This window comes from Cupriavidus sp. PET2-C1, from assembly GCF_054515855.1.
Genome location: NZ_CM137260.1, coordinates 2,346,443 through 2,368,969, shown reverse-complemented (window position 1 = coordinate 2,368,969; position 22,527 = coordinate 2,346,443). Strand labels below are relative to the sequence as shown.

Annotated in this window: 21 protein-coding genes and 1 pseudogene; 10 read left to right on the top strand and 12 right to left on the bottom strand. The window is 66.6% G+C overall.

What is annotated here, in order from left to right; genetic code table 11:
• Positions 1–122: 122 nt before the first annotated feature.
• Entirely contained in the window at positions 123–1,196 is a 1,074-nt protein-coding gene (locus ACX12D_RS30620) for an IS110 family RNA-guided transposase (RefSeq protein WP_459376570.1), read from the top strand.
• Between the two features lie 1,090 nt (positions 1,197–2,286).
• Here the strand turns inward: ACX12D_RS30620 and ACX12D_RS30615 are convergent.
• A complete protein-coding gene (locus tag ACX12D_RS30615) occupies positions 2,287–3,621 on the bottom strand; it encodes an ABC transporter permease (RefSeq protein ID WP_459374771.1) in 1,335 nt (444 codons plus the stop codon).
• Positions 3,618–4,568, bottom strand: a complete 951-nt coding sequence (locus tag ACX12D_RS30610; RefSeq protein WP_459374770.1) for an ABC transporter ATP-binding protein — start codon at positions 4,566–4,568, stop codon at positions 3,618–3,620. The genes ACX12D_RS30615 and ACX12D_RS30610 overlap by 4 nt, the downstream gene beginning before the upstream one ends.
• A 183-nt stretch (positions 4,569–4,751) precedes the next feature.
• On the opposite strand from ACX12D_RS30610, the gene ACX12D_RS30605 reads away from it, so the two are divergent.
• The 4 genes from ACX12D_RS30605 to ACX12D_RS30590 all read left to right on the top strand — a co-directional run bounded on the left by ACX12D_RS30605 (position 4,752) and on the right by ACX12D_RS30590 (position 7,789).
• Positions 4,752–4,940 carry a hypothetical protein gene (locus tag ACX12D_RS30605; protein WP_459374769.1) on the top strand — a complete coding sequence of 63 codons (189 nt, stop codon included), beginning with the start codon at positions 4,752–4,754 and terminating at the stop codon, positions 4,938–4,940.
• A 258-nt stretch (positions 4,941–5,198) separates the two neighbouring features.
• Positions 5,199–6,071: a hypothetical protein gene (locus ACX12D_RS30600; RefSeq protein ID WP_459374768.1), complete on the top strand. Its 873-nt coding sequence runs from the start codon at positions 5,199–5,201 to the stop codon at positions 6,069–6,071.
• A gap of 225 nt (positions 6,072–6,296) precedes the next feature.
• On the top strand, positions 6,297–6,917 hold the full coding sequence (locus ACX12D_RS30595; protein ID WP_459374767.1) for an N-acetyltransferase: 621 nt from the start codon (positions 6,297–6,299) through the stop codon (positions 6,915–6,917).
• Between the two features lie 221 nt (positions 6,918–7,138).
• Positions 7,139–7,789 (top strand): HAD domain-containing protein, encoded by a 651-nt coding sequence (locus ACX12D_RS30590; protein ID WP_441640641.1) that lies wholly within the window; start codon positions 7,139–7,141, stop codon positions 7,787–7,789.
• 91 nt (positions 7,790–7,880) lie between these two features.
• Here ACX12D_RS30590 and ACX12D_RS30585 read toward each other — a convergent pair whose 3' ends face one another.
• The 7 genes and pseudogenes from ACX12D_RS30585 to ACX12D_RS30555 form a co-directional block, all read right to left on the bottom strand.
• The gene (locus ACX12D_RS30585; protein ID WP_459374766.1) at positions 7,881–8,750 is read right to left on the bottom strand and encodes a DMT family transporter; all 870 of its coding nucleotides are present in this window, start codon (positions 8,748–8,750) and stop codon (positions 7,881–7,883) included.
• Between the two features lie 143 nt (positions 8,751–8,893).
• A complete protein-coding gene (locus tag ACX12D_RS30580) occupies positions 8,894–9,058 on the bottom strand; it encodes a hypothetical protein (protein WP_459374765.1) in 165 nt (54 codons plus the stop codon).
• A 122-nt stretch (positions 9,059–9,180) separates the two neighbouring features.
• Positions 9,181–9,762, bottom strand: a complete 582-nt coding sequence (locus ACX12D_RS30575; RefSeq protein ID WP_459374764.1) for a hypothetical protein — start codon at positions 9,760–9,762, stop codon at positions 9,181–9,183.
• Entirely contained in the window at positions 9,759–10,409 is a 651-nt protein-coding gene (locus ACX12D_RS30570; RefSeq protein WP_459374763.1) for an SCO family protein, read from the bottom strand. The genes ACX12D_RS30575 and ACX12D_RS30570 overlap by 4 nt, the downstream gene beginning before the upstream one ends.
• Positions 10,406–11,011, bottom strand: a complete 606-nt coding sequence (locus ACX12D_RS30565) for a c-type cytochrome (protein WP_459374762.1) — start codon at positions 11,009–11,011, stop codon at positions 10,406–10,408. The genes ACX12D_RS30570 and ACX12D_RS30565 overlap by 4 nt, the downstream gene beginning before the upstream one ends.
• A gap of 112 nt (positions 11,012–11,123) precedes the next feature.
• Positions 11,124–11,750, bottom strand: a pseudogene (locus tag ACX12D_RS30560) (cbb3-type cytochrome c oxidase subunit II); the annotation flags it as partial.
• Between the two features lie 2 nt (positions 11,751–11,752).
• Positions 11,753–13,396 carry a cbb3-type cytochrome c oxidase subunit I gene (locus ACX12D_RS30555; RefSeq protein WP_459374761.1) on the bottom strand — a complete coding sequence of 548 codons (1,644 nt, stop codon included), beginning with the start codon at positions 13,394–13,396 and terminating at the stop codon, positions 11,753–11,755.
• Between the two features lie 250 nt (positions 13,397–13,646).
• On the opposite strand from ACX12D_RS30555, the gene ACX12D_RS30550 reads away from it, so the two are divergent.
• From ACX12D_RS30550 to ACX12D_RS30535, 4 genes are all read left to right on the top strand, one after another.
• Positions 13,647–15,119, top strand: coding sequence for an aminotransferase-like domain-containing protein (locus ACX12D_RS30550; protein WP_459374760.1), 1,473 nt, complete (start codon positions 13,647–13,649; stop codon positions 15,117–15,119).
• Between the two features lie 50 nt (positions 15,120–15,169).
• Entirely contained in the window at positions 15,170–15,373 is a 204-nt protein-coding gene (locus ACX12D_RS30545) for a SlyX family protein (protein ID WP_150985171.1), read from the top strand.
• Between the two features lie 199 nt (positions 15,374–15,572).
• Entirely contained in the window at positions 15,573–16,091 is a 519-nt protein-coding gene (locus ACX12D_RS30540; RefSeq protein ID WP_441640672.1) for a DUF1439 domain-containing protein, read from the top strand.
• Positions 16,092–16,261: 170 nt separating this feature from the next.
• Complete coding sequence (locus ACX12D_RS30535) at positions 16,262–16,774, top strand: fumarate hydratase (RefSeq protein WP_441640648.1); 513 nt, start codon at positions 16,262–16,264, stop codon at positions 16,772–16,774.
• A gap of 412 nt (positions 16,775–17,186) precedes the next feature.
• On the opposite strand, the gene ACX12D_RS30530 is transcribed toward ACX12D_RS30535, so the two are convergent.
• Both ACX12D_RS30530 and ACX12D_RS30525 read right to left on the bottom strand, forming a co-directional pair.
• Positions 17,187–17,804, bottom strand: coding sequence for a DUF938 domain-containing protein (locus ACX12D_RS30530; RefSeq protein ID WP_459374759.1), 618 nt, complete (start codon positions 17,802–17,804; stop codon positions 17,187–17,189).
• Positions 17,805–17,906: 102 nt separating this feature from the next.
• Positions 17,907–18,923, bottom strand: a complete 1,017-nt coding sequence (locus ACX12D_RS30525; protein WP_459374757.1) for a GlxA family transcriptional regulator — start codon at positions 18,921–18,923, stop codon at positions 17,907–17,909.
• A 98-nt stretch (positions 18,924–19,021) separates the two neighbouring features.
• Between ACX12D_RS30525 and ACX12D_RS30520 the strand changes: the two genes are divergently transcribed.
• Positions 19,022–20,188 (top strand): DJ-1/PfpI family protein, encoded by a 1,167-nt coding sequence (locus ACX12D_RS30520; protein WP_459374756.1) that lies wholly within the window; start codon positions 19,022–19,024, stop codon positions 20,186–20,188.
• Positions 20,189–20,280: 92 nt separating this feature from the next.
• Here ACX12D_RS30520 and ACX12D_RS30515 read toward each other — a convergent pair whose 3' ends face one another.
• Positions 20,281–22,272 carry a PhoX family protein gene (locus tag ACX12D_RS30515; protein ID WP_459374755.1) on the bottom strand — a complete coding sequence of 664 codons (1,992 nt, stop codon included), beginning with the start codon at positions 22,270–22,272 and terminating at the stop codon, positions 20,281–20,283.
• Positions 22,273–22,527: the final 255 nt, after the last annotated feature.

The following is a 22,527-nucleotide window of genomic DNA, read 5'->3' as shown; positions in this document are numbered from 1 at the left end:
AGACGGTAGTGTGGGTCAGGCAGAAAAGAGTCTGATGAGAGGGGGTCCCTCCAGACCGAACGGCATCGCAATGTGCCAGAGTGGAAGATGTCACCACCACTACAGGAACGGAGGGACCCGAAATGAATGCTATGACATTTGAGCTGGATATTGCAAAGCATGTGTTCCAGCTGTACTGGGTTGACCCTGAGACTGGCGAGATTCACAACCGGCGATTTCAGCGTCAAAAGCTGATCGAGTTTCTAGCTCAGCACAAAGGACGCGTGGCGCTGGAGGCGTGCGGCAGCGGGCACTGGTGGGCCCGCAAGCTCCTAGAGATGGGCTATGAGGTGAAGCTGTTGCATGCGAAATACGTCCGCCCGTTCGTGCAAACCAACAAGACTGACGCCGCGGATGCGCGCGCAATCTGGACGGCGGCGCAACAGCCGGGCATGCCGACAGTGACGCCGAAGACAGTGGAGCAGCAGGCCACGCTGGTGTTGCATCGGATGCGAGAGCAGCACATCAAGATGCGCACCATGATGATCAACGCTTTGCGCGGCGCGCTCTATGAGTTTGGCTTGAGCTTCAAGAGGGGGCGTCAGGCAGGTCTGGCGGAGATGAACGAGAGACTGGCCGAAGTGGAGGAAGACGTGCCGGCGAGGGTCTTCGAGGCGTTGCGCGAACAGTTCGAGCTGATCGGTCGGCTAGACAAAGGCATTGAGCAGTTGGAAGGACAGATCAAGGCCTGGTCCCAAACGCAGCCAGCGTGCGAGCAACTGATGGCGATTCCGGGGATTGGCATGCTCACGGCCACGGCGATGCTAGCGACGATTGGCGATGCGCAGGGCTTCGAATCGGGGCGGCAACTGTCGGCCTACTTGGGGCTGGTGCCGCGCCAGCGTGGCACTGGGGGCAAGGTGCAACTGGGGGCGATTAGCAAACGCGGAGACCGTTACCTGCGCATGCTGCTGATCCACGGTGCCAGGGCAGTCCTGTTCCGGGCCAAGGACAAAGGGACTTGGTGCGACCAGCTGGCGCGCCGACGCCCGACCAACGTGACGGTGGTGGCGATGGCGAACAAGGCGGCGAGAATTGCCTGGGCGGTGCTGAGGGGCAAGGAGCCGTATGAAAGAGACCACGAATTGAAGAAAGCGGCGAGGGCCAGGCAAATGGCGGATTCCGCGCTAGGGCATCTGCGCCTACCAAAACCGTAGGCACAGCAGCCCTAGCTGCGGCTATGAAGCAGGTTAATTGAATTCGACTAGCAGGTTGCGCGGGTAGACGTGAAGTGATGGCAAGGCAGGTTGGACCGCAAGAACGAGACCCTGATCGGTTACAAGTGCTTCGAGCACGCTGAAAAGACGAGGGCCGCTCTTGGCGAATTCCATAGGGGCCCGCAGGCTTGACCTGCATGAGGCCGGATATAAGGCTGCAACCAAATCCTCGCCGAGCATCATGAGATGATTTACCTGGCAAACCGGGGCGCGTTCATATAAGTAACCAAAAGAAAGCGATCCTTGCAGGAGGCTGGCTTGTCGGGGCTGCGCAGCCCGGTGGTTTCGTCGTCAGGCCCCGGGTTTTAATGGCCTCATGCCGTTACCGGATTGAATGGCCACGATCCTGCGGATGGCGCCGGTTTCGTGGTGAGGCTGCTCGGTAGCGGCATCCCTGCTCATTCACACATCTGCCGGTACGGGTTCGAAGCGCCACGATATATCACACCATGATGGTTTCGTGGTGGGGTGGGCGCGGTGGAAGAATTCTTCGGCCAATCAATCCGGTGCCACCGCGCCCACGACGGAAACGGGACGCTTGCAACTTCGTGGCCGCCTGCACCGCGAGCGACAGACGGCTTGAAGTTCGTGGTGGGCGCTATCGGGGGGACCACAACGAATCCCTGGGCATTGGCTGGGTAGTGGTGCTCTGGACCGGTAACGGCACGAGTCTGTTAGAACCCAGGGCCTGACGACGAAACCATTGGAGTCCCCAATGCCGACACGCCAGCCTCCTGCAAGGATCGCTTTCTCTTGGTTACTTCTCTTTACGAGTAAAGAGAAGTGACATCTCACACGTTCTAAATCGGCCAACACCGCACAGCCGCGACAGCAGCTAGAAGCATGAAAACCCCACCCCCAAAACACTTCCGGCTCCATCATGCCAAACAAAAAATACAACCGCATTCCATGACACGGCTTCCACCGATTCAATCCTCGCCAAACTCGGCAGATTTTGTGAGCGAATCACCGGAACGGGACACCAGGAGCCGGAGCACGACCGCACGCCTGCGCTCCTCGTTGGCGCCTGTTATGCGCTAGCTGCTGGCTCCTCCCAATCGAAACGCCAGATCGCCAGCAGCGTGAACAGCGCGGCAAAGGCCAGCAACACACCGATCGGCACCAGCGCGGCCTGCAGCGGCAGCCCGCGCCAGGTCATCGCGTCCAGCCCGTCCACGGCCCAGCGCGTGGGCAAGGCCAGCGACGCCGATTGCAGCCACGACGGGAACAGGAAAGCCGGCACCCAGGCGCCGCCCAGCATCACCATCAGCAAGGTGGAGAAGATCGCCAGCCCGCGCGTGGCCGCCGGCGTGCGCCCGAGCGCAGCCACCAGCAGGCCAAAGCTGGCGGTGGTCAGGGCAAAGGCCACCACCACCCCGGCAAAGCCCGCCACGCTGCCGTCGATGCGCACGCCAAAGAACGCAATGGCGGCGCTGAAGATCAGCGCCATCAGGATCACGGCCGTGAGCGCGCCGCTGATGATGCGGCTGCCCAGCAACAGAGCGCGCGACACCGGCGCGGCACGCAGGCGCTGCCACAGGCCGAGGCGGCGCATCAGCAGCAGCCCCACGCCAAACTCGATGCCCATGAAGAGGATGAACTGCACGCCCATGCCGGCGAAGGCATGCGCGTAGCTGTTGTAGGGACGGCCGGCCTGCGCGCTGGCCGGCTGCTCGCGCGCCTCGAACGGCAGCCCCATCCGCATGCGGGGCATGCCTGCCGCGTCCGGCCCGCTCGCGGCGCGCGCTGCCTGAGCCCGCTGCACGCGCTCGATGCTGTCGGCCATCGCCAGCACATCCTGGCGATACGCGGCCGGGAGGTCCGGATTCGCTGCCATTGCGCCACGCAGCGCACCAAGCGGCCGGGCCGCATCCGGCCCGCTGCCCATGGCCGCCTGCGATACGCTTTCCATTACGTGCTGGGTCAGCACGCCGCGCACCACCGCCAGGGCGAGCGCCTGCGAGGGGTCGTAGCGCAATGTCAGCACCGGCTTGGGCTGCGCGCCGAACAGCGCGCGCGGCGCCGCCTCGCCGAAGCCGTCCGGCAAGGTCACGGCCACCTGCACCTTGCCTTGCCGCACCGCTTCATCGGCGGCCTGGGCCGGCAGCTCGCGCAGCTGCAATGCGGGATCCTGCCGCAGCGCCGCGACGATCTTCTGCGACAAGGGAGTGCCATCGAGGTCGCTGAGCGCCACCGGGATGCGCGATGGCTTCTGCGTGGCGGGGTTGAACAGGTAGCCGAAGAACGCCGCGATAGCGATTGGCGCGGCCACGCCCATGACGAGCGCCCGGCGATCCGAGAAATACAGCCGCAAGTCCGCGCGGACCAGCGCGAACAAGGCACGCAGTACATTCAACGCGCTCATGCTCCGTCCCTCAGTTGCCGCCCGGTCAGCGCCAGGAACACATCCTCCAGCGTGGCCCGGCCCGACGCCAGGTGCCGCACCACGCGGCCACGGGCGCCCAGCCAGGCCATCACCGCGGGCACGGCGCGCGCGAGATCGTCCACGCCAATGGTCAGCACGCCGGCGCATTGCCGTGCGTGACGAACGTGGTGCGCAGCGCAGTCATGCGCCAGTTGCGCGGCATCGACCACGCCGTCGACCGTGACCTGCAGCGTCTCGGCCACCGGCAACCGGCCATAGAGCCCGGCCAGCGTATCGCTGGCCACCACCTGCCCGTGGTCCATGATCACGATGCGGTCGCACAGGCGCTCGGCCTCTTCCATGTAGTGCGTGGTGTAGAGCAGCGCCTTGCCGCGCTCGCGCAGCGCTTCCAGGCTGTCGAAGATGGCATTGCGGCTTTGCGGGTCGACCCCGGTGGTGGGCTCGTCGAAGATCAGGATGTCGGGATCGTGGACCAGCGCGCAGGCAATGTTCAGGCGGCGCTTCATGCCGCCGCTGAAATGCGCGGGCTTGTCCCGCGCGCGCTCGGACAAACCCACCAGCGCAAGTGCCTGGGCCGTGCGCTCGCGCAGCAAAGCACCCGACAAGCCGTAGAGCGCGCCGAACAATTCCAGGTTGGCGCGCGCCGGCAGTTCCTCGTAGAGCGACAGCTCCTGGGGCACCAGCCCGATGCGGCGCTTGAGCAGGCTCACCGCGCGCGCGCCGGCATCCTGCAGCACGCTGCCACCAATAAGGACGCGCCCGGCATCGGGGGCCACCAGGCCGCACAGCATCGCTACCGTGGTGCTCTTGCCAGCCCCGTTGGGCCCCAGCAGGCCCGTGATCTCGCCGCCAGCGACGGTGAAGGCAACGTCCTTCACCACCGCCCGCGTGCCATACGATTTGCCCAGGCCGATGGCTTCGAGCATGTGGCGCCCCCTCTCGTGAAGACGCACGATTCTAGCCGAGGTGCCCGGCCAGGATGCCCGCCTCGCGTCCGCCCGCAAGGGGGGTTAGCTGGACAAGCCCCACCCGATATGGCATAAGAGTATGTGCTGCCTCAAAAAACGGCAGCGGCTTGCCAGGATTTTCCACCCTTCATTCGAGACCTCATGCTCCTCGTCCCGCACCGCAACGCAGTCCGCCGCCATGCCATGCATGCGGTGGCGACGCGTGCGTGCGCGGCCAAGGGCAGCGTGCGCTCGCTCCGCGCCACACCGGCCGCGGTCAACACCTATGGTTTCGCCGCCGTGCTTTTCCAGGCCGTGCGGGGAAACCAGGACACACCAGCCAGGTCCTGACTTTCCCCGCACGGCACTTTGCCTGAGGGCGCGCATCGCGCCCCTTGTCCAATGTGCAACCTGGGAGAAAAGCCGTGTCTTCGTCTTCGATCTATCGCAAGACCCTCTGTGCGATCGGCACCGTCGCCGTCGTCTACTTTCTCATCAATCTCTGATTGAGCACGGGGCCACGGCGTAGCCGTCGCCCCGTCATGGCCCTGCACCCCTTTTTCCTGCCGCGGCGCGTTCGCGGCATTCACTTCGCACGCCTTCATCGCCATGGAGCTCACTAAGAATTTTGTCAAAGCCAAGCGCCCCTGCGCCGATGGCTACCGCTGGTTCGTCCGCAACCGCCAGGGCGGCAGCGACTACCAGCACCTGCTCGACGCCCTCGTCGATGACGGCCGCGTTGACGACGCCTGCTGGCTGCTCACGCAGTTCGGCCCCACCGACGCCGTACTCGCCGTGGACAGCATCGAGGCCGATGCCGTGGTCTTTGCCGGCTCGCTGGTGGTGCGCGGCTGCATCGACGTCGGGACGACGCTGCGCGCCGGGGGCAGCATCCAGGCCGGCGGCGGCATACGCGCGGGCCGGGCCATCGTGGCCGGTGACAGCCTTGCGGCGGCCGGCGGCATCCACAGCGGCGGCGTGCTCGAAGCGGGCGGCGATATCAAGGCCGCATGGGGCATCGACGTGCAGGACACGATCACCGGCGGCGGCAACCTCAAGGCCGGCTGGGATGTGCTGTGCGGCGGCAAGATCGCGCTCGGCGGCAGCGCCGTGGCCGGGCAGGACCTGATCGGGCAAGCAGCCATTCACTGCGGCAAGAGCATCCGCGCCGGCGGTGTCATCGATGCGCGCCACACCGTGCGCGCCGGCCACGGCATCGAGTGCGGCGCTTCCATCCGCTGCGGCATGCATCTGGAGGCCGGCTGGGGCATCAAGGCGCTCGAGGCCATCGTTGCCGAATGCGCCATCAAGGCGGGCGAAGGCTTGCAGGCGGGCGACGAGATCCGCGCGGGCATTGGCTATGGCGTGTACGCCGGCCTGGATGTCAGGGTCGATGCATGGCCGGCGAGCGCGAAGGTGCTGGCGGCGCGCAAGCCCGAAGGCCTGGTGAGCGGATGGTGGGAGGAACCTGCCATGTGCTGAGATGCCACCGCCTGGCTTGCCCTTGTTCCTTCACCGTTCTCGCGTTCTCACGTTCTCACGTTCTCACGTTCTCACCGTTCTCATTGTTCACATCGTTCACTTGGGAGATAAGCAATGTTCTACAAAGTCTTGCTGGTCCTGGCCTTCTTCATGGTCGTGGTGTTTGCCCTGGCACGGGGCTTCCAGCACATGCCGGCCTGAGTGCCGCGCCTCCGGGAGAACGACATGTCCATCATGGCGCCGGCCACGGCGCTTCCGTGGCTTGCGCGCAGGCTCGAGCTGCGCATCGATGTCAGCCACCGCCCCGCCGAACTCGACCAGGAGTTCGATTCCATCTACGGCCGCCTGCACCGGCCGGGCGACCGTCTCCACGGCATCCCGGCAATCGCCACCGACTCGCCGGAGCTGGTGATCCGCTACCGCGAGGCGGATGGCGAGTACTACGTCTACGTGGAGGATGTGGCGCGCAAGCGCCTGGCGGGCTACACGGTCTTCAACCGCCTGATCGAGGTGGGGCGGCGCGCCGACCCATACCTGCGCGCGCCGCACTCCAAGTACGAGACGGCCTACCAGCGCCGCGGGCTGGCCACCGCAATCTACCGCTGGGGGCTGGACGCCGGCCTGTGCCTGATGACAGGCGCGCGGCAGTCCGCCGGCGCCAATGCCTTGTGGCACTCGCTGTCCAGGCACCATGTGCTGGGCTATGTCGACCTGCGCTACAAGACGCTGACTTATCTCGGGCAGGAAGTCAGCCGCGAAGTGCATGACGACCTGCACACGCGCATGATCCTGCTGGGCAAGGGATGGAGCATCGAGCGGCTGGCGGCCGTCACCGGCATGCTGTAAAGCCGCGCTGGCGCCGCTTGCCGGGTTCATGAAGACCGGAATCGCCCGGGCTAATTGTTTCGCGCCGAAACAACTAGCCCGGGCGAATCGCTGATTTTTACGAAGTCGCATCTCAAGTTACAGATATGTTGCAACTTAGGCACTTCTCGCCTCTCCAGATTTTCCGGGATGCGTCGTAATCTTCAAACGTGCCAACCGGCGCTGCAACCCAATAGGAAATCATGTCCGAACGCCTCATCATGCTTGACGTCCCCGGTGTCCTCTACTCGAGCCGCTCCGAGGCTCGGCTGGGCGGAATTCCCGATACCGGCACCTTGCGCGACGTCCGCTTCTTCGATCCCGTCGCGCTCGGATTCGTGCGGCGCCTGTTCGGCCTGGCCGGTGCGCGCGTGGTGGTATCCGAGGCATGGCGCCGCGGCGTTCCCGCCGCCATCCTGCAGCAGCTCGACCTGCAGGTGGAAGGCATGACCCCCGATGTACCCGGCGGCCACGCAGCCCGCATCGCGGCCTATTTTGCGCACCGCCCCGCACCGCAGGCCTTTGCCATCCTGACCTGCGACACGGCATCGATGACAGACCCGCAATACGCGCATCTGCTGCCGCACGTGGTCAGCGTGAATCCGGCCGAGGGCCTGACGCCCGCCAACTTCAAGCAAGCGCTGGATATGCTTGGCGTGGCGTGCCCGTCCACCCTGTGCCTCGACACGCAGCCCGACGCGCGCGTGGAAGCCCGGCTGGAGCGGCTGCGCCGCCTGGCCAAGGAAGCGCCCGCGCGCTTCGAGATGGGCACCGTTGCCGCGCCCTTGCTGCAAGCCGTGCCAACGCTCGCGCTGCCGGCGCGGCGCACGGAAAAGCGGCTCGCACACGCCTGATACGCTGCATGCCGATGCAAGCCGGCCCCGGCCGCGGCGTGCCTCTTCGGCGCGTAGCGGCCGGGGCCGGCTTGGCTTTCAGGCTGCCGGGCTACTCCGGGCTATCCGCCTTCTGGCTGAACACCAGCACCAGCCCAAGCACGATCGCCGCCATGCCTGCCAGGCTCAGCGCGGCAAGGCGATTGCCCAGGAACAGGTAATCCATCAGCGCGGTCACGGCCGGCACCAGGTAGAACAGGCTGGTGACGTTGACCAGGTTGCCCGCCTGGATCAGCCGGTAGAGCAGCAGCGTGGCGCCCACCGAGATAACCAGCGCGAGCCATCCGAGCGACAGTGCGAAGCCCGCCGAGGGCACCACCGCCATCGGCTGGAACGGCACGAACAGCAAGCACAGCGCCAGGCCCGCGCCGTATTGCAACGGCATCACGTCGAGCGGTGCTTGCCGGATGCGTTTTTGCAGGATGGCGCCGATCGTCATGCACGCCAGCGCGCAGAGCGCAAAGCCCATGCCCAGCGGCGAGATCCGCGCCATCGCTATGCCCTGGAAGACCACCAGCACCAGCCCGCCCAACGCCACCGCCAGGCCTGCCAGCCGGCGCGCGGAAAAGCGCCGCTCCACCAGCAGCAAGGTCAGGATCGGCTGCACGCCCAGCAGCGTGGCCAGCACGCCCGGCGTCATGCCGCGCGCCAGCGCCAGCAGGTAGAAGATCGAATACGCGCCGGTCAGCAGCAGCCCGGAGCAGACCACCTGCAAGCGCGTGCCGGGCTGCGGCAACCAGCGCCGCCGCCAGGCCGCGAGCACCAGCAGCACGGCCAGCGCCAGTGCAAAGCGCGCGGCCAGCAAGGCAAAGGCGGAAGCGTATTCAAGCCCGAGGCGCGCAAAGATGGCGCCGCTGCTCCATAGCAGCACGAAGAGCGTGGTCGAGCCATGCGCGCTCAGTGCGTTTTTGTTCAAATCCATGGGTTTCACCTGTTACCTGTCACGGTAATCCGTAAGACTCCGGCGTGCCCCGGCACACTGACGCCGCGCGGACGCGAAGGCGCCCTGGCATCAGGCGGGAACCAGCCGAAGAAGGAAGAAGCCGAAAAAAGACGGGCTGACGATCAGCCCAGCACGGCTGGGGGCGGCGGCGCAAGGCCGGCCCGCGTGCGCGGCGCGGAAGTGACAGGCGGTGCGAGCGGTACGAACGGTGCGAAGGCGGCGCACGGCCGCACCGCGCCCGGACGGGTCGCGATGGCGGCAAAGGCGTTGTGCGCAGCGTGATGCATGGGAATCCGTAAGAGGCTGGGACGGAGAAACAAGCAAGCATCCGGGTCCCGCAGGACTGCGTAACGTTACACCACGTCAATTCGCATGGCAATGCTGTCCGGTCTGCGGTGGGCTGGCTGGCCTAGGTGACCGGCTCGCGATCCACCGCTAGCCGGCTGGCAACGGCAAACAGCCACATCGCCAGCAAGGCCAGCCCCCACAGCACCAGCACCCGGCCCGCCGCCAGTTGCTCATCGACCAGGTAGGTGCTGCACAGTTGCGACTCCGCCTCCTGGTACAGCAATCCGGCGCTGAGCATCATCCAGGCGCCGTTGATGACAAAGAACCCTTGCACCACGGGGCCGGCAGCCTGCCACGAGGCGCGCGCCAGCAGTCCCGCCAGCACCATGCTCGCCACCTTGGCCATGCCCATGGGCCCCGCCAGCGTGGCAGCGTCCAGCGCAACCGGCAGCATCCAATAGCTGACGATGCACCACGCCGCCAGCAGGCCTGGCAGCCCCGCCGCGTTCCATGGCGCCGCCCAGGCCGCCAGCCGCGGCCCGGCGCAGCGCGCCGCCCACCAGCCGGCAAGTGCCAGCAGCGGCAGTTCCAGGCCCATATGCCTGGCCATGGTCGCCTCCAGCCATGGGCGCAAAAGCGCGGCCACGGCCAGCATCAAGCCGGGCAGGCAGGCTTGCCAGCCGGGTGCAAGCCGCGCCTTCACAGCCGGCTGCGCAGCACGTCGGCCAGCGCCAGGTCCGGCCGCTCCACGTCATAGGCAGCAGCCAGCCGGCCTTGCGCGTCGACCAGGAACAGCGCGGCATTGTGCGAATAGCCGCCCAGCCCATCGGGCAGCACGACGATGCCGAAGGCGTCGAGCAGGCCGCGCAAGCGTGCAGGCTCGGCCACGGTGGCGAAGGTCCAGATGGCAGGATCGGCGCGCAGCGTGCGCGCATAGGCCAGCAGCGCGGCGGGCGTATCGCGCGCCGGGTCGAAGGAGAGCGTCAGCAGGCGCACGCGGTCCTGCAGGCCGCGCTCGCGCAATTGCTGCTGCAGCCAGGCCTGCCCCGATGCGCTGGTGCGGCAGATTGCCAGGCATCGGGTATAGACGAAGGTCACCAGCGTGACGGGCCTGCCGCGCTCGCCGCTGCCCTCGCCCTGCGGCATGGGGCCGCCAAAAGCGTGCTGCCGGCCCGTCTGGTCGAGCAAGGCCAGCGCCGGCAGCTCGCGCGGGGCGCGCGCCAGGTCCAGGCGCCGGGCGCCATCGGCGCTGAGCGTGCGCAAGCCGCGCGTCGTGGCGAACACCGCCGCACCGGCCAACACCAGCACGAGCGCAACCATCGCCAGCGTCTTGCTCCACGCACGCGTCATGGCTTGGGGGCACCTCCCGTGGTCATGAATGCCTGCAGCGCTTCGCCGCCGTGCCAGGGCGCCTTTTGCGCGACGGAAGCCGCGCGCGCCGCCGCGATCTGCGCGGCCTCGACCGGCGCGGCGCCATTGCCCCACTGGCTGCGGATATGCGTGGCCAGCGCCGCGATCTCCTGGTCGGAGAACTGCTCGCCAAAGGCCGGCATGGCGCCGTTGTAGGTGGTGCCAAGCACGTCCAGCGGGCCGGTCATGCCGTGCAGCAGGATCTGCGCGAGGCGGTCCGGATCGTCGTTGACCCAGGGGGAGGCTGCCAGCGGCGGGAACACGCCGGGAATGCCTTGCCCGCTGGCCTGGTGGCAAGCCTGGCAATTGGCGGCGAACAATTGCTTGCCGTCGGCTACGCGGCCCTGCCCGGCCGGCGCTGCCAGCGCGGCCAGGTCGCGCCGGTCGCCCAGCGCGGCGCTGCCGTCGGCGCGCTCGATCAGGATGTAGCTGATGGCCCAGACCAGCAGGCCGCATACCAGTGCCAGCACGATCTTGGGCACCGGGTTGTGCTGCTCAACGGGATCGGCGTTCTCTGTCTTATGGGCTTGCGAGGGCTTCATCGTAGCTGGCTTGCGCGCCGGGCGCGCGTGGCGCCGGCGGGCTGGAGGTGGATTGAGAAGAAGCGATCGCACCGAACGGGTTGGACGGCGCGGTCGAAACGGATGCCGGCGTGGCAGGCTCCGGCGGCTGGCCGGTTGCGCCCGCGGCTGCGGCCTGCTCCACCACCGGGTAGGTGTGGCGCAGGCCAATCAGGTAGGCGACCAGGTCCAGCGCCTGGGGCGTGGCCACCACCACCTTGCCTGGCGGCACCGTGCCGCCGGGCAGCGCGACCACCTTGTCGCTCTTGCCGACTGCGCCTTCCGGCTTGAGCTCGAACAGGAACGGGTAGCCCGGCATGATGCTGTCCGCCACGTAGGCGCGCGGCTGGTAGAGATGGCCCAGGTGCCAGTCGGCGCTCGGCTGGCGCACCCCGATATTGAACAGGTCCGGGCCGGTGCGCATGGTGCCGAGCAAAGGCGGGCTGTCATAGTGGTAGTCCGCCGCCACGGACGGGCGGCCCCAGCCGCGCGCGCCGTCGGCACGGCCCGCGCCGGTGGAGCTGGGCTGCTGCGTATGGCAAGCGATGCAGCCGTTGGCGAGATACACCTCGCGCCCGCGCAGCTGCTCGCTGGTGTAGGGCGCCAGCGCCGCCGGCGCGGGCACATCCTTGAGCTGCAGGAAGGGCACCACGATCATGGCCGAGGTGGCGAGCGAGAGCGTAACCATGGCCCCGCCCACAAGTTTGAGTTCGTTTTCCATGTTCAGGCAGCCGCTTGGGAAACCATGCGATCGGTCTGCGCCAGCGCCGAAGGACGCAAGACCATCAAGGCAAAGTGAAAGGCAAAGACCAGATGGCCGAGCGTCATCAGCGCACCGCCCAGCGAACGCCCCTGCAGCCAGGGCAGCGTGACCGTCACCGATTCCATGAAGGGACGCGCCGGGTCCAGCAGCGCCAGGCCCTGCAGCACGCCGCCAATGCTCAGTGTGATGAGGTAGGTGGAGAAGCCCGCCACCACCAGCCAGAAATGCAGCGAGATCAGCGCGGGCCGGGGCCACGGCGCGTCGACGATGCGCGGCAGCGCGAAGTAGATGCCGCCGAAGATCACCATCGACACGAAGCCGTACATGCCCAGGTGCGCGTGCGCCACCGTGAAGTGCGTGAAGTGCGTCACCGCGTTGAGCGAGCGCAGTGCCTCGAACGAGCCCTGCACCGACGCCAGCGTGTACATGATGGCGCCGAACACGATGAAGCGCAGCGTGGCCGAGTGGCGCAGCGCGCCAAAATTGCCCTTGAGCGTCAGGTGCTGGTTCACCGAGAACGCGGTCACCGGGATGATCATCATCACGCTCTGCACGATGGACAGCGTGATCAGCCAGGGCGGAATCGGGCCGCCGATCAGGTGGTGCGCGCCGACCTGGCCGTAGAAGAACGCCAGCGTCCAGAAGCCCAGCAACGACAGGTTATACGAGCGCACCGGCCGCCCGATCACCTTGGGCAGGAAGTAATAGACCGAGGCGAGCGACAGCGGCGTATAGAACAGGCCCAGCACGTTGTGCCCGAACCACCAGTTCATGGTGGCCTGCTCCACGCCGAAATGCACGCCCGGGATCTTGGCCACCACGTACAGCACCGGGAACCAGAACAACGCCGCACCGATGTACCAGACCGACACGTACAGATGATGCACACGGCGCTTTTGCAGCATGAATGCCAGCGGCAGGCCGATCATCATCCCGCCCAGCGCGAACAGCAGGCCCACTTGCCAGGGGATCTCCAGCCACTCCAGGCCGGCGTTGATGCCCACGGCAATGCTGCCGAGCCCCGCCACCAGCCCCGCATTCCAGACCAGCGCACCGATCATGGCAAAGCGCCCGCCCAGCAGCGGCGTGCGCAGCAGGCGGGGCAGCATCCACAGCGTCAGCCCGAGCAGCCCCATCGGCGCCCAGCCGTAGGCGACCGCGTTCAGGTGCAGCGTGCGCAAGCGGCCAAAGGAAAGCCACGCCTGCCCGGTCAGCAGGTCGGGCATATGCAGCTTGAGCGAGCTAAGCAGGCCGGCGGCCGACGCCACCACCAGCCAGACCACGGCACAACTCAGCATCAGCAGGGCCGGCAGGGCGCTGGAGCGATCAGCCTCATGCCGCGCGGCCAGCTCCGCCTCGAGATCGGCGCGTGCGGCGGCCGTGGCAGGCGCCTCCCGGCTGGACGCCGCGCCCACCCAGAGCGCCTGGCGCTGCGCCGCGTCGCTCGACGGCTCCTCCGGCTGGCCGACCTCGCCCGGCGCGAAGATGGTGCGCGCACCAGCGGCTTCGAGATCGAACAAGCCCTTGCGCAGCGACCAGATGAAAGCAAACAGGCCACCGACCGACAACAGGAAGGTAGCTAACAACAGACTCGTGGGATCCATGGATTTCCTTGCACTTCCCATGACGGCGCCGTGGCGGCCGTGGCTTGCGGACAGTGTTGAATGCTAAGGAGACAAGGCCGGCCCGAACAGGATCAGATCGGATCGATACAACCGGATCAGAAGGATTCAGGCGTGACATGTTGCCGCAGCAAATCTGCCACATTGGAATATCGCCATGCGCTGTGTCGTGCATCGCGCCGATACGATACAGTTGCCGGAAATCAGACATAGGCCAAACAGTGGATCTCCAATGCCGCCCAGCAAGCCAGACACCCCCCCGCTAAAAGACGGGGAAGCCACGCCCGGCACGCTCTACGAAACGCTGGCCGACGATATCGCGCACTCGATCCAGGCCGGCACGCTGCGGCCCGGTGACCGCCTGCCCTCCGTGCGCCAGGCCAGCGCCAGCCGCGCGCTCAGCCCCTCCACGGTGTTCCAGGCTTACTACCTGCTGGAAGCGCGCGGGCTGATCATCGCGCGCCAGCGCTCCGGGTACTTCGTGGCCAGCACCAGCCGCGTGCTGCCACCCGAGCCCGAGGCCGCGTCGCAGCCGGCGGACGAATCCACCACGCTGAATGTCAGCGAACTGGTCTTCGACGTGCTGGCGTCGGCCAAGCAGCGGGAGCTGGTGCCACTCGGATCCGCGTTTCCCAGTCCGATGCTGTTTCCGCTGCCGCGCCTCGCCAAGTCCATGGCGGCCGTGGTCCAGCAGCTAGACCCATGGAGCTCAGTGGACGACATGACACCGGGCAACGCCGGCCTGCGCCGCCAGATCGCCCTGCGCTACCTGATCGACGGGCTTACCGTGCACACGGACGAGATCGTCATCACCAACGGCGCGCTGGAGGCGCTGAACCTGTGCCTGGCGGCCGTCACGCGCCCGGGCGACGCGGTCATCATCGAGTCGCCCACCTTCTACGGCGCGCTGCAGGCGCTGGAGCGCCACGGCCTGCGCGCCATCGAGGTGCCCACGCATCCGCGCGAAGGCATCGAGCTCGACGCCCTCGCCCGCGCGCTGGAACGCCACCGCCCGAGCGCGTGCTGGCTGATGACCAACTTCCAGAACCCGCTGGGCAGCCTGATGCCCGACGACAAGAAACGCGAACTGGTGCAGTTGCTGGCGCGCTTCGAAGTGCCGCTGATCGAGGACGACGTCTACGGCGAGCTGTACTTCGGCAACAAGCGCCCCACCCCGGCCAAGGCGTTCGACACGCAGGGGCTGGTGATGCACTGCGGATCGTTCTCCAAATGCCTGGCGCCGGGCTACCGGATCGGCTGGGCCGCGCCCGGACGCTTTGCGCGCGAAGTGGCGCGCGCCAAGCTCACCAGCACGCTGACAGTGGCGGCGCCAACGCAAGCCGCTATCCTTAACTACCTGGAGAAGGGCGGCTACGACCGGCACCTGCGGCAGTTGCGCCAGGCGCTGATGCAGCGGCAGGACGCCTTCGCGCAGGCCATCGCGCGGCACTTCCCGCCGGGCACGCGGGCCACGCGGCCGGCTGGCGGGTACTTCCTGTGGATCGAGATGCCGGCCGGCACCGACAGCCTTGCGCTGCACCGCTATGCGCTCTCGCACGGCATCAGCATCGCGCCCGGCCCGATTTTTTCCGCGCATGGCGGCTTCCGGCATTGCTTGCGCATCAACTGCGGCCACGACTTCGACGACCGGACCGACGCCGCGCTCGCCACGCTGGGCCGGCTGGCCAGGCTGACAATGCAGTAAAGGCCGCGCCGCACCTGCCTTACAATGCGCGGCCCAATGGAGAACACAAAATGGAATCCCGCCTGACCGAACTAGAAATCAAGGTCGCCTTCCAGGACGACCTGCTCGACACGCTCAATCTCGCCGTGGCGCGCCAGCAGCGGCAGATCGACCTGCTGCAGGAGCAACTCCAGGCGCTTTACCAGCAGATGCGCTCCAGCGGCACGGGCGGCGCCGACAACGGCCCCCAACACGAACTCCCGCCGCATTACTGATCGTGCGCATGGCCCGCGGACAGACTGGACAATCGGACGACAATCGGACAATTGAACAAAGCCGGCGCAGGCGCGGTCAGAAGGGATAACGCGCAAGACGCCAACCTGGAGGCACCGCAGCATGCCGACAACGCAACACCGCACCCGGCCCCGCAAATCCCTGACAACGCGCAAAGCCGCCGCCGCTGGCGCGCTTGCCATGCTGGTCGCCGCCAGCGCCTGGGCCGGCTATAACGTCTGGACCGGCGACTACACATTCTCCCGCCAGGAACTGCAGGACGCCGTCGACAAGCGTTTCCCGGCAAGGTTGCGCTACGCCCAGGTGCTCGACGTCCAGCTGACGCATCCGCGCCTGCTGCTCGACGAAGCCAACAACCGCGTGACCACCCAGATGGATGCACAGGTCAGCAACACCTTGCTGCCCGCGCCACCGATCAACGGCACGCTTTCACTGAGCAGCGGGCTCAGGTACGACCCGGCCAGACGCGCCGTGCTGCTCGACAATCCTTCCGTCGAACGTGTCCAGGTCGCCGGCATGCCGGCGCAATATGGCGAGCAACTGAACGCCATCGGCGCCGTCGTGGCGCAGCAACTGCTGCGCGATTACCCGCTCTACACGTTCAAGCCGGAAGAATTGCACGTTGCCGGCAAAGACGTCGAGCCGGGCGCCATTACCGTGCTGGCCGACGGCATCAAAGTCCAGGTCAATACACGTTAAACGCAATACGTCCCCCCTATTCGCATCCAATGCCGATGCCGTCGCCGTGCAAAACATGTTGTATCCGCGCACGCATTCATACCAGAAATTCACGCAGTTAATTCACGTCGCGCGAGCAATGTCGCGCGACCGGTTATACTCCGCGCTCCACAACTAACGGGTAAATACAAATGGCCGTAGCAAAGAAAGTCGCAACCAGCGCAGCAGCAAAGACCAAGCCGGCAGCCGCCAAGAAGGCAGCAGTTCCCGCGAAGAAGGCCAGCGTGCTGGCTCGCGAACTGGCCGCTGCAAAGAAGGGCCTGCTGAAGCTGCGCGCTGATGCAAAGAAGGCGATCGAAACTGCTAAGCGCGAAATCAAGGTCGCAGCTGAAGCCGCCAAGAAGGCCGTGCTGGCTGAAAAGCAAGCCGCCAAGGAAAAGCTGGCTGCACAAAAGGCCAAGGCCAAGCCGGCTGCGAAGAAGCCGGTGGTGAAGGCCGCCGTGGCAAAGAAGGCTGCAAAGCCGGCCGCCGCCAAGAAGGCAGCAGCGCCCAAGGCAGCACCGAAGGCCGCCGCCCCGAAGGCAGCAGCTCCGAAGGCAGCAGCACCGAAGAAGGCAGTCGTGAAGGCAGCCCGCAAGCCGGCAGCGCCGAAGAAGGCCGTGGCCGTCAAGGTCGAGGCAGAAGCGCCTGTCGCCGCGAAGTAAATCGCGCAAGGGCCAGCGCGGCAGGTGGCCCGGACATGCGCGCGGTAATTCGCGCCGTGCTCCGGTCCCCGCCGCGCACCACTTTTGTGCGAACTGGCTGGCGCCCTGCAGGGCCAGCCGGACATCTCCAGACCATATCCCCGCTTATTCAAGCCGCCCTGGCCGATCGGCATTTCCCGATTAGCGCCGCCTGGCTTCGCCTGTCATTTCCCGCATTTCCCGCATTTCCCACTTGGCACGCATTGCCCGCCAGGACGATCGCCGCGTCTTAAGCCAACGCTTAAGGTGGCATGCGCAAAGACAATTCGGCGAAGACTTAACCCCACTCCGCGCCAGTCCTCAATCCCGTTTTGTCGAATTTCGGCCACGCATTGCACGCGGCCCAATCCGCCTGCATTTGGCGATGAAGTTCCTATTTTCGGAATACCAGGCTGAAATTATTGGCCGGCATCGGGATTGGCTCGTCCATGCGGAAGCCCTCGGCCTCGCCCAGCGCCGCCACGTCTTCCATATTGCGCACGCCCCATTCGGCGTTCGCGCTGCGCAACTGCGCATCAAAGGCGGCATTGCTCGGCGCGGTATGTTCGCCGTTGCGCCGATACGGGCCATACAGGTAAAGCACGCCGCCGGCTGGCAGCAAACGCCCGGCCCCGGCGAACAGCGCCTCGGCCGCAGACCACGGCGCGATGTGGATCATGTTGATGCAGACCACCGCCTGCGCCGCCTCGATGCCCCAGGGCTGCTGGCGCACGTCCAGCACCAGCGGCGCGAGCACATTGGCCAGCCCGGCATGCTCGGCCCAGCCCGCGATCGACTCGCGCGCTGCGGCGTCGGGGTCGCTCGGCTGCCAGGTCAGCCCCGCCAGCGCGGCCGAAAAATAGGCGGCATGCTGGCCGGTGCCACTGGCGATTTCCAGCACCAGGCCGCTCTGCGGCAAGACCCGCCGCAGCACGGCCAGGATGGCGTCGCGGTTGCGGTCGGTGGCCGGCGCCATGCGGCGCGCGTCGTGTTGGCCGGCTTGGTTCGGCATCTTGTTGCTCCTGTTGGGGGTATGGGTCTGGGCCACGGGGGCGCGTTGGCGCGCGGCAGCCGCGCTTTACCGCAAGCGTAGCAGGCATGACCGGTCCCGGGTCTATGTTGCCTCGGCGGATCCACGCGCCGGTGGCCCGAAACGTTCCCGGTATTCGCCCGGGGTGACGCCGATGCGCTTGAGAAAGGCGCGATGCAAAGCGTCCACGCTGCCAAAGCCTGCGCGCTCGGCGATCCGCTCCAGCCGCCAATCCGAGCCTTCCAGCAGCGCTTTGGCACGCTCCACGCGCGCGCCCTCGACAAAGCGGGCAGGCGGCTCGCCGGTCTCCCTGGCGAACGCACGCGCGAAAGTGCGCTCGCTCATGCCCGCGCGAGCGGCGAGCACCGGCCCTCTCAGGTCGCCCCTTGGGTCGTCGATAATGGCCGCCAGCAATGCGCGCAACCTGGGCGTGGCACTGGACTGCAGGCGCAGGCCGGTACTGAACTGCGACTGCCCGCCGGGGCGCCGCAGGAACAGCACCAGTTCGCGCGCTACCGCCAGCGCCACCTCGGGACCGCAATCGGCCTCTACCAGCGAGAGGCACAGGTCGATGCCGGCGGTAACGCCGGCCGATGTATAGAAAGGTGGATCGGCGACGAAGATTGCGTCCGGCTCCACCTGAATCGCTGGGCGCAATGTCTTCAGCAAGCCACAGGCGTTCCAGTGCGTGGTGGCACGGCGCCCGTCGAGAAAGCCGGCCGCGGCCAGCACAAACGCGCCCGTGCAAACGCTGGCAATGCGACGCGTACGCCGGGCGCGCGCCTGCAACCAGGCTAGCAGGTCCGGATCGGTGGCGGCGCGGCGCAGGCTCTCCTCGCTGCCGCCCGCGACCACCAGCGTGTCGATGCGCTCCGGCAGGTCGGCTAGCGCAACCGCGCCTGCCAGGCGCAGGCCGGCATGTGTCCCAAGCTCGCCACCGGCTTGCGTGGCGAGCCTGACCTCATAGGGCTTGCGGCGGCCCGCGGGGCTATGCAAGTTCGCCACCGCGAAGACCTCCATCGGCCCCACGACGTCGAGCGACTGCACGCCCTCGAAGCCGAGCACTACCACCTTTCGTGTTGTTCGCTGTAGATAAGCCATGGCAAAGAATGCGGTAATTCTGTCCTTTTTGCCAGCCCCGGCGGAGGGTAAATTCGATCCATGTGCATCTGGTACGAAACGCACCAACCGAGGACACCATGCAGTACGCCATCATGACCCGCCTTGCCGCGCTTGCGCTGTGCACTTGCACGCTGTGCGGCTGCCTCAAGCCCGCCGCGCAGATCCCCGCTTCGACCGAACCCGCAGAACGACGCCATGCTGCGTCCGCGGCGTCGTCGGGTAATCCGGCGACGCTCGCGCTGCCCGCGCCCAGGGCCGGGCGGACGCGACCGCTGGTCGCCGTACTGGCCGACAATGCCGGCACCGAGGTCACCGATTTCGTGATTCCGCTTGGCGTACTGCGGGAGGCAAGCGTGGCCGACGTGCATGCCGTATCGACCGGCCCCGGCACCGTCACCTTGATGCCGGCCCTGCGCGTGCGGGCCGACCTGACAATGGCGGCCTTCGACGCCGCCTTTCCCGAAGGCGCCGATATCGTCATCGTGCCGGCGATGCATCATGAGGACACGCCGGCCACGCTAGCGTGGCTGCGCGCGCAGGCAGCACGGGGAGCGACCGTCGTGGCGGTCTGCGAAGGCGCGCGCGTGGTCGCGAGCGCCGGACTGCTCGATGGCCGCTCGGCCACGACACATTGGTATGCGATGAGCCGTGTCGGCGCAAAATTTCCAGCCACCCGCTGGGTGGGCGACAGGCGCTATCTGGCCGATGGCAACGTTGTCACATCGAGCGGCGTGACTGCCTCGCTGCCGCTGTCGCTGGCATTGGTCGAGGCGATTGCCGGCCAACAAGTGGCGGCGGCAACCGCAGCGCGCCTCGGCGTAACGGAGTGGAGCCCACGCCACGATTCGGCCCCCTTCAAGCTAGGCGCCGCGAGCATCGGCGTCGCGCTCTCGAACCGGCTCGCCTGGTGGCGGCACGAGGCCATCGGTATCGCCGTGGCACCGGGTTTCGACGAGATCGCGCTGGCGCTGCAGGCGGATGCCTGGTCACGGACCTATCGCTCCGAGGCGCAGACACTTGGCACGGGTGCAGCTCTGCGCTCGCGCCACGGACTCTGGCTTGAGGCAGACACCATCACCGCTCGCGCGGACGACAAGCCCGCAGCCGGCCGCCATGACTTGCCGCCATACACTGGCTTGCCGGCGGCGGCGCTGGATGCCGCCTTGGCCGGAATCCAGGACCGCTACGGCCACGCCACCGCGGATTTCGTCGCCCTGCAACTGGAGTATCCCCGCCCGCGCTAGCCATTTCCCGGGCGGGTGTGTCAAAAAAAAGGCCCCCGATGACAAAGTCATCGGGGGCCCAACAAAGCGCCGGGGTAACAGCTGTCCCGCGCTTACGCCTTACTGGTCTTGATGCTCGTGGTATCGGCCGTCAGGTAGCCAACGGCAGCGCCAAAGCGGTCCTTGTAGTTAGCGCGCACCAGCGGATCCAGCGTGGCCTGGACGTTGGCGTGCAGGCTGCTCCAGTCGCCGGCGTGCTGGAAGTTGTTCATGATGTAGGTCCAGCCATTGATCTCGTCCACCGCATGCAGGCCGGTGGATTCCGCGCCAGCCGGGGTCGAGAGCACGCGCGACAGCTTCTTGGTGTCTACGTTGTAGGCCCACAGGAAGTTGTTGACGTGCTGGCCACTGTCCTCGCCGATGAACAAGGTGCGCAGCTTTTCCGAGAACTTGAGGTTGTCCGGGTTGGCGATCTGGTCCGGATCGGCGGTGTTGCCGAGTGCGTCCGCGCTGATGTCCTTGCCCACGATCAGCGCCTTGGTGTGTACCGGCACCCATTCGCTGTTGATAGCGGCGCCGCCCAGATCCTTCTGGCCGCCGGCAAGGTTGTGCTGCATCACGCCGCCAGCGTTGAGCGCCTTGGGGATCGCGATGTTGCTCTGTGCGTTCCAGCCCTTGGCGTTGTTGACGACCATCGAGTCGATGATGTTCTGCAGCGCGGAGTAGGCCACCTTGTCCTTGATATTGACGGTGGTGCCTTCCATCTTGGTAAAGCCCATGCTGCCGCCCTTGAGGTAGGCGTAGCGATGGGTTTCCAGGAAGGCCGCGGCCTTCTCCTTGCCCGGGTTGACTTTGATCCAGTTGGCGGTGCCGCCAACGAAGATCTTGGTGAAGGTGGAGTCCGCGGGGTCGGCCGTGCGCACGTCCATGATGTCGGTGGGCAGGTTGGACTTGGCCATGGCCTCGACTTCGGCGCTGGTGGCATGCCCCAGGTTGACCCACGTCAGGTCGGCGCCGGGGGCGGCCGGGTCGATGGAGAAGCCCGCGCCCACCTTCGCCACGTACAGCGTGCCGGCGGACAGGTCCTTTTCCTTGTCGGCCACGAACATGAACAAGCCACTGTTGGTGGCGTCGTCGCCCATCAGCACCGTGCGGTTGTCCGGCATCACATGCACCAGTTCGTGCGAGATGCGGCCCATGCAAAAGTGCTTCTTGATGCTGGCGGTGCCGTCGGCATTGACCGTGACTTCAGGCATGTGGCCATAGAAGTACGGGTTGGCCACGACGCTGGCAGTGCCGAGCAGGTTCTTGCTGAACGCCAGGAACTGCGCGTTGGTGGCGGCCGTGAACGCGTCCGGCTCGTACTCCTCGCTCGACAGGTGGGTGTTCCACGGCGACAGGCTGGCGCCGCAGGTAATCCACAGGCCATTGACCGACGAGGTATCGACGTTGTGGTACTTGACCAGGGTCAGCTTGCCGGTGGCCGGGTCCTGGTCCAGCGTCAGCACGCCGATCGGGGACGGCAGGCGGCCGTAGGCGCTGGCGCCGGCCTGGTCGCGCGTGGTGTACTCGAACTGGACCACGGCGAAGACCGTGTTGCCCTTCACGCCGGCCACCTTGGCGCCGTCGATCTTGAGCAGCGAGGTGCCGTCGGGCGAGTCGGAGTAGAACTGGCGTTCCTTGCCGGCCACCGATTTGTCGATGATCGGCTGGTTGTTGATGTCGAAGTAGCCGCCGGCGAGGATGCTGCCGCCCTTGCCGTCCGGGACCATGTCGCCGGTGATGAAGAAGGGCTGGTAGGCCAGCTTGTAGGTTTGGCTGCTGCCGTCGCTGAACGATACCTTCAGGCTGGAACCCACCGTGGTGGTAGCCATCGCGGCCGCGTTCGTCAGCGAGGGCGCGGCCATGCCGGTGAATTCGGCGGTCGTAAACGTAGCGCCGGCAGGCGTGATGGGCGTCGGCGCCGGAGCCGTTGCGGCTACCGCGTCGCCATCGCCACCGCAACCGACCAGAAAGGCGGTAGCGCCAAGGCCCAGCGGCAGCATGGGGGCGCCAGCCAGGAATTTAAGCGCCTTGCGGCGGGATGCGTCCGGTTTGTCGAGCATGCTTCTTTCCCGTTTCATTATGTGAAGGATTAGGCGGCGCGCCATGCGCGCTGCCATGCAGCGCGCTCGTGGGGACAACCGCGCAGCATTCAGGCCGATACGTATCCTATGAATGATTTGTGACAGCTTGTTTAAACTGACTTAACTTGCAGACATCCAGGAGGCCTCTCGCACAATCCGGGCGGCCGGGCCGGCTGCGGTACACTGGCGCAGGCCCCAATCCGGTGCCCCGATTCCTTTAGCTTTCCGCCCGCC

Coding starts and splice junctions, on each gene's coding strand:
- ACX12D_RS30565 (WP_459374762.1), bottom strand. CDS start 11,011: ATGAAGCCCTCGCAAGCCCATAAGACAGAGAACGCCGATCCCGTTGAG.
- ACX12D_RS30580 (WP_459374765.1), bottom strand. CDS start 9,058: ATGCATCACGCTGCGCACAACGCCTTTGCCGCCATCGCGACCCGTCCG.
- ACX12D_RS30530 (WP_459374759.1), bottom strand. CDS start 17,804: ATGCCGAACCAAGCCGGCCAACACGACGCGCGCCGCATGGCGCCGGCC.
- ACX12D_RS30535 (WP_441640648.1), top strand. CDS start 16,262: ATGGCCGTAGCAAAGAAAGTCGCAACCAGCGCAGCAGCAAAGACCAAG.
- ACX12D_RS30525 (WP_459374757.1), bottom strand. CDS start 18,923: ATGGCTTATCTACAGCGAACAACACGAAAGGTGGTAGTGCTCGGCTTC.
- ACX12D_RS30595 (WP_459374767.1), top strand. CDS start 6,297: ATGTCCATCATGGCGCCGGCCACGGCGCTTCCGTGGCTTGCGCGCAGG.
- ACX12D_RS30620 (WP_459376570.1), top strand. CDS start 123: ATGAATGCTATGACATTTGAGCTGGATATTGCAAAGCATGTGTTCCAG.
- ACX12D_RS30520 (WP_459374756.1), top strand. CDS start 19,022: ATGCAGTACGCCATCATGACCCGCCTTGCCGCGCTTGCGCTGTGCACT.
- ACX12D_RS30550 (WP_459374760.1), top strand. CDS start 13,647: ATGCCGCCCAGCAAGCCAGACACCCCCCCGCTAAAAGACGGGGAAGCC.
- ACX12D_RS30605 (WP_459374769.1), top strand. CDS start 4,752: ATGCTCCTCGTCCCGCACCGCAACGCAGTCCGCCGCCATGCCATGCAT.
- ACX12D_RS30540 (WP_441640672.1), top strand. CDS start 15,573: ATGCTGGTCGCCGCCAGCGCCTGGGCCGGCTATAACGTCTGGACCGGC.
- ACX12D_RS30615 (WP_459374771.1), bottom strand. CDS start 3,621: ATGAGCGCGTTGAATGTACTGCGTGCCTTGTTCGCGCTGGTCCGCGCG.
- ACX12D_RS30515 (WP_459374755.1), bottom strand. CDS start 22,272: ATGCTCGACAAACCGGACGCATCCCGCCGCAAGGCGCTTAAATTCCTG.
- ACX12D_RS30610 (WP_459374770.1), bottom strand. CDS start 4,568: ATGCTCGAAGCCATCGGCCTGGGCAAATCGTATGGCACGCGGGCGGTG.
- ACX12D_RS30545 (WP_150985171.1), top strand. CDS start 15,170: ATGGAATCCCGCCTGACCGAACTAGAAATCAAGGTCGCCTTCCAGGAC.
- ACX12D_RS30570 (WP_459374763.1), bottom strand. CDS start 10,409: ATGACGCGTGCGTGGAGCAAGACGCTGGCGATGGTTGCGCTCGTGCTG.
- ACX12D_RS30585 (WP_459374766.1), bottom strand. CDS start 8,750: ATGGATTTGAACAAAAACGCACTGAGCGCGCATGGCTCGACCACGCTC.
- ACX12D_RS30600 (WP_459374768.1), top strand. CDS start 5,199: ATGGAGCTCACTAAGAATTTTGTCAAAGCCAAGCGCCCCTGCGCCGAT.
- ACX12D_RS30590 (WP_441640641.1), top strand. CDS start 7,139: ATGTCCGAACGCCTCATCATGCTTGACGTCCCCGGTGTCCTCTACTCG.
- ACX12D_RS30555 (WP_459374761.1), bottom strand. CDS start 13,396: ATGGATCCCACGAGTCTGTTGTTAGCTACCTTCCTGTTGTCGGTCGGT.